The 6184-nt window shown below is 64.2% G+C and carries 3 protein-coding genes; 2 read left to right on the top strand and 1 reads right to left on the bottom strand.

Annotation, left to right across the window (positions count from 1 at the left end; translation table 11 throughout):
* Together DID96_RS19920 and DID96_RS19915 are read left to right on the top strand one after the other, a co-directional pair.
* On the top strand, window positions 1-3270 hold a 3270-nt coding region (locus tag DID96_RS19920; RefSeq protein WP_185732305.1), incomplete at its 5' end, for a YadA family autotransporter adhesin.
* A 345-nt stretch (window positions 3271-3615) separates the two neighbouring features.
* Window positions 3616-4662, top strand: coding sequence for a helix-turn-helix domain-containing protein (locus DID96_RS19915; RefSeq protein ID WP_124600978.1), 1047 nt, complete (start codon window positions 3616-3618; stop codon window positions 4660-4662).
* A 346-nt stretch (window positions 4663-5008) separates the two neighbouring features.
* Here DID96_RS19915 and DID96_RS19910 read toward each other — a convergent pair whose 3' ends face one another.
* Window positions 5009-6055 carry a helix-turn-helix domain-containing protein gene (locus DID96_RS19910; protein WP_124600977.1) on the bottom strand — a complete coding sequence of 349 codons (1047 nt, stop codon included), beginning with the start codon at window positions 6053-6055 and terminating at the stop codon, window positions 5009-5011.
* Window positions 6056-6184 lie beyond the last annotated feature (129 nt).

Genomic DNA, 6184 nt, shown 5'->3' with positions numbered 1-6184 from the left:
GCATACGATGCTTCGCACGGCAGCGGTTCGGCACAGAAGATCACGAACGTTGCAGCGGGCGATGTGTCGACCACGAGCACGGACGCGATCAACGGCGCACAACTGAAGCAGGTGCAGGACCAGATCGGCACGCAAGTCGGCGTGGCGACGAAGAATGCGGTCGTGTACGACACGGATGCGAACGGCAACCGCGTGAATTCGGTGACGCTCGCAGGCGGGGCAACGGGCCCGGTGAAGATCACGAATGTCGCGCCGGGTTCGCTTGATGCAAAGAGCACCGATGCGGTCAACGGTTCGCAGCTGTACGCGACCAACCAGAACGTCACGAACCTGAGCACGAGCCTCACCGGCACGCAGACGGACGTGTCGAACCTGCAGGCGGCCGACAAGCGGAACGTGAAATACGACGGCGCGGAAGGTTTCGACACCGTGACGCTCGCAGGCCCGAACGGCACGAAGGTGACGAACGTCAAGGCGGCCGAGCTGTCGGCGACGAGCACGGATGCGGTGAACGGCTCGCAACTGTATGCAACCAACCAGACGGTTGCGAAGCAGGGCGATTCGATCACGCAGATCGGTGGGCAAGTCACGCAGAACACGACCGACATCCGGAACATCGGCGGCCAGGTCACGCAGAACACGACCCACATCGGCGCACTGCAACAGGATGCGCTGCAATGGTCGGCATCGGCTGGCGCATACGATGCTTCGCACGGCAGCGGTTCGGCACAGAAGATCACGAACGTTGCAGCGGGCGATGTGTCGACCACGAGCACGGACGCGATCAACGGCGCACAACTGAAGCAGGTGCAGGACCAGATCGGCACGCAAGTCGGCGTGGCGACGAAGAATGCGGTCGTGTACGACACGGATGCGAACGGCAATCGTGTGAACTCGGTGACGCTCGCAGGCGGGGCAACTGGCCCGGTGAAGATCGCGAATGTCGCGCCGGGTTCGCTCGACGCAAAGAGCACCGATGCGGTCAACGGTTCGCAGCTGTACGCGACCAACCAGAACGTCGCGACGCAGACGACGCGCGTCGACAATCTGACGACGAACGTGTCGACGCTGACGAGCAATCTGTCGACGACGAACACGAACGTCACGAACCTGCAGCAAGCGGACAAGCTGAACGTCAAGTACGACGGAAGCGACAGGAACACGGTCACGCTCGGCGGCGCGGGTCATGCGCCGGTCAAGCTGTCGAACGTGGCTGATGGTGTCGCGAACAACGATGCCGTCAACGTCGGTCAACTGTCGAAGGCAGCCGGCAATCTGCAGCAGCAGATCAGCACGCAGGGCAACACGATCACGTCGATCGACCAGCGTGTGACGACGAACACGACCAACATTTCGGCGCTCAAGCAGGATGCGCTGCAATGGAATGCGACGCTCGGCGCGTACGACGCGAGCCACGGAAGCGGTGCGCCGCAGCAGATCGCCAACGTTGCGCAAGGCGTGAAGGGCACCGACGCGGTCAACGTCGATCAGCTGAATGCCGCGGTGAAAACTGGTGTCGACGCACTCGATTCGCTCGCGGTGAAGTACGACGATTCGAGCAAGCGGCAGGTTTCGCTCGGCGCCGGCAACGGCGGCGTTCCGGTGCGCGTGACGAATGTCGCGGAAGGCGGCGTCTATGTCGGCAGCAATGATGCGGTGAACGGCTCGCAACTGCGCTATGCGACCGACAGCGTCGCGGCTGCGCTCGGCGGCGGTGCATCGGCGAACACGAACGGTTCGATCAATGCGCCGAAGTACGACGTCGGCGGCGGCACGTACAACAACGTCGGCGACGCGCTCAGCAACATCGACGGTCGCGTTGCGGGCAACACGACGACGATCCAGAACCACGAAACGCGCATCAGCAACGCGGAAACGAACATCGTCAACAACACGACGGCGATCGCAGGCTTGCAGAAGGACGCGCTGCAGTTCGATCCGAGCATCGGCGCGTACAACGCAGCGCGCGGCGGCGCGGCAACGAAGATCACCAACGTGGCCGACGGCAGCGTCGCGGCGGGCAGCACCGATGCAGTGAATGGCGGTCAGTTGTTCGGCGTGAAGTCGGATCTGCAGCAGCAGATCACGAACGTGTCGAACCAGACCGGGGAGGCCGTGAAGAATGTCGTGAAGTATGACGTGGACGCGAACGGCAAGCGCCTGAATTCCGTTTCGCTCGTCGGCGGTGACACGGCCTCGCCAGTTGTGCTGAAGAACGTCGCGGCCGGCGTGGACGATACCGATGCGGTGAACGTGAAGCAGTTGAAGGGCGTGCAGTCGAGCATCAACCAGCTTGGTGCGCTGGCCGTCACGTACGACGACAGCTCGAAGAGCATCATCACGCTCGGCGGTGGCGCGGGTGGCACGAAGATCACGAACGTGCAGGCCGGTACGCTCAGCGCAACCAGCACGGACGCGGTGAACGGTTCGCAACTCTACGCGACGAATCAGCAAGTCACGAAGAACACGACCGACATCACGAACCTGCAGCAGAACGTGACCAACGTGACGAACGGCAAGGCGGGTCTCGTGCAGCAGCAGGACCCGAACGGCCAGATCACGGTCGGCGCGGGGACGGGCGGCACGTCGGTGAACTTCGCCAACGGTTCGAACGCGGATCGCGTACTGACGGGCGTTGCAGCGGGCGTCAGCAGCAATGACGCGGTGAACGTCGGCCAGCTCAACAACGCGCTCAAGGACGTCAAGACCAATCAGGACATCAAGGCCGCAGCCACCGACGCGAATACGAGCTGGATCGCGCGCGCGGATGCGGGCTCGTTCGGGTCGACGTCAAGCGCAACCGGCAAGAACGCGGTGGCGGTCGGCCAGGGCTCGGTCGCGGATCGCGACAACTCGTTCTCGGTCGGTGCGAAGGGCAACGAGCGTCAGGTCACCAACGTCGCGGCCGGTACGGCGCCGACCGATGCGGTGAACGTGCAGCAGCTGAACGACAACGTCGCGGCATCGACGGCCGCATCGCGCAGCTACACGGATCAACGCGTCGGCCAGGTGTACAACGACCTGAACACCGTCAAGAAGGACATGTTGGGCGGTGTTGCGTCGGCGATGGCGGTTGCCGGTCTTCCGCAACCGACGGCGCCGGGGCGTTCGATGGTGTCGGCAGCAACGGCGAACTACCGTGGCCAGCAAGGCTTCGCGGCGGGTTACTCGTATGTGACGCAAAACGACAAGTGGGTCGTCAAGGCGTCCGTCACGGGCAACACGCGCTCGGACTTCGGCGCGGTGGTCGGCGCGGGCTACCAGTTCTGACGCGAGCCGTCTCGTAACGACGCACTTTCATCGAGTGCGTGGCTAGCGGATGTTGCGTGTCCGTCCGGGCAAGCAACATCCGCAGACGCTGCAGCAAAAGTTGCCACGCCGGATCGGCGGAACAATCTCGTCGCTGGTCGTCCGTCGTGCATCCCGGCAGCCATTGCAATCCGCTGCCCGGCGATCGCGACCGCCGCACATCCCGTCCCACCTGCCGGCAACGGCTTGCGGCGCCGCACCCGCGGCGCCGGACCGTGGATCTCCGACCGGGCGACCGTGCCACATCGTCCGTCGCCACTCGCGCTCCACGACAACGACATTCGCAAGGAACAACGCGAGGAGAACATGGCATCCGGGGAAGTCTTTTTATCGACCGACCAGGTCGAGCCCGCGTTGCGGGATGAATACTGGCGCGATGTCACGCGGCCCATCGCGGAAACGACGCCGGTTGCGGATCGCGGCGACGCGCGACTGGCCGGTACGCTCGTGTCGCGGATGTTCGGCGAGATGCTGCTGTGGCGCGCATCGGTCAACGCCCAACAGTACCGACGCGATCGCCGCACGATCGAGCAGAGCGGCCTCGACCATTACATCGTCCAGTTCGTGCATTCAGGCGCGCACGTCGGCAATTTCAACGGCATCGACGCGCGCGCGGCCACGGGCGACATCTATCTGATCGATCTCGGCCAGCCGCTGAGCAGCAGGGTGGACGCGGGCGCGTCCTTCGCGGTCGTCGTGCCGCGCGACCGGCTCGAGCTCGCGGCCGACGGACGGAACCTGCACGGTGCGGTGTTGAGCGCGAGCCGGGGGATCACGCGCCTGCTTGCCGACTATCTGATGGATATGCACCGGGTGGCCGCGCACGTGTCGGCGCCGCAGGCCATCGCGGTGCAGGATGCGATGGTGACGTTGCTCGCCGCGGCGCTGCTGGATGCGCCGCACGCGGACGGCAAGCGCTTCGCGACGCACGGCGCCGCGCTGCGCAGGCGGATCGTGCAGCACATCTCCCATCATTTGACGGATCACGATCTCGGCCCTGAATCGCTGATCGCGCACTTCCGCATTTCCCGTGCCCACCTGTACCGCGTGTTCGAGGCGGACGGCGGCGTCGCGCGTTTCATCCGCGACCGCCGCCTCGATCTCGCGTATCGGGCGCTCGTCGATCCCCGGTCGAACGGGCAGTCGATCAAGGAAGTCGCGCTCCGCCACGGCTTTTCGAGCAGCGACCGGTTCGTGCATGCGATGCGTCAACGCTTCGGGATGACGGCGCGCGAGGTCAGGATGGGGCAAGCGAAACGCACCGCGGCCGCACACGATCTGTCGCGCCTGCATGGCCACTTCGCGCGCCATGCGGTGCCGCCGAAGCCAACGCAGGATACGCGCGGCCGATAAGCACCGGTGTGGCGAACGGTGTCGCGCTGCGTCGTGTGCATATCCGGTTTCAGCAGCCATTTGACCGAAGCGAGCGCTGTCGTTGCCGTCCGCTCGGCCAAAAAAAGAAGCCACACGAATGTGGCTTTCGAATGGCACAGAAAATACCGGACACGGGGTGCGTCCGTGTCGTTATTTTCACATTCTTTCGAATTGGAATGAATGGTGCGAGGCTTCGATTTGTCTCCTGAATGCCATTGGAATTTCCCATTTCGGCAGGCGAACGCGGAATCCGGATTCGAACGCGCATTGGGCCAGCGATTCGACGTCAACGAAGAAGGTCATTGCGAATCTGTTGTGCGAATCATCAATCCCGCGCGTGCGATTCGGTATCCGGCGCCGAACGATAGTGTGCGAAATGACGTTGCAGCGAATGCGAGCCTTCGCCGAGCGCTGCCGCGGGCATCACGCCTTCCCGCTTCGCGTCGCTGGGCGTGAGGCCGAAGTGCGAGCGGAAGGCCCGCAGAAACTGGGCGCTGCTGGAGAAGCCGCAGTCGGTCGCGATCTCCGTGATCGAACGTTCGCGCCCGTGCTGATGCGTGAGTGCCAGGTAGGCCGCATCGAGGCGCTTGTTGCGGATGAGCGTGCCCACGCCGCCGTCGTCGGCGAAAGCCCGGTACAGATGGGCGCGCGAAATCCGGAACCGGCGCATCAGCAGCCCGGGGCCGAGCTCCGGACACGTGAGGTTCGCGTCGATGAATTCGATTACGCGTTCGCGCAACGCGTCATTGAGCGCCGAGGGCGTAACGTGTCCCGTGATGTCCTGTCCGGTGAGGCCGGCCGCAAGCAGCGACACCATCGCGTCCTGCGCGGCGAACGCCTCGCTGGCCGACAGGCGTGCCGATACGGCCCTCAAGCCTTGCAGAAAATCGACCAGCAGTTGCGTCATCGGCGCGCCGGCCTTCAGCACGGCGCCGTGCAGGTTGCGCCGTCCGAGCGCGTTTTCCAGATCCTTGCGCGGCACGGCCATCGTCATCCTCGCACCGGTGTCGGCGCGGCTCTCGAAGGTCTGCGTGAAATCCATGATGCAGATGTCGCCCGGTTCGGCCGTCACGCTGCGCCGGCCGAACGTGCCGCGCATCGTTCCGGCGGTCAGGATCTGGATCAGGTGGTGATCGAGGCCACCCTGTGCGATCACACGCCGGTCGCGCCGGTAGCGCTGTGCATTGAAGCTGACCGTGCCGATCAGCAGTCCGCCGACCGGACGGCTTCGGATGGTGCCGAAGAGCGGCGTGTTCGTCGTACCGTCGACGGGCGTGGTGTCGAATATGGGAGACGTGACTTCGCGCCAGAAATCATTGCGCAAGCACGGCTCGACCGCATCGGTGGAAATGATGATTTCTGGCTGTGTCATCGCACGTACCGCCCCGGATTCGGTGAATCATTCTGATTCGCACGTGAATACGACGAATACCGGCGCGCAACCGGATCGATTCCGGGCGCGGGAACGTGCGAGATTTATTGAAGGCGAAACTATACACGG

The sequence above is a fragment of the Burkholderia sp. Bp8963 genome, from assembly GCF_003854275.1.
In the GTDB taxonomy this organism is placed as follows: Bacteria; Pseudomonadota; Gammaproteobacteria; order Burkholderiales; family Burkholderiaceae; genus Burkholderia.
The sequence above is the reverse complement of the archived record's forward strand: the minus strand, read 5'-3'. Positions and strand labels throughout refer to the sequence as shown.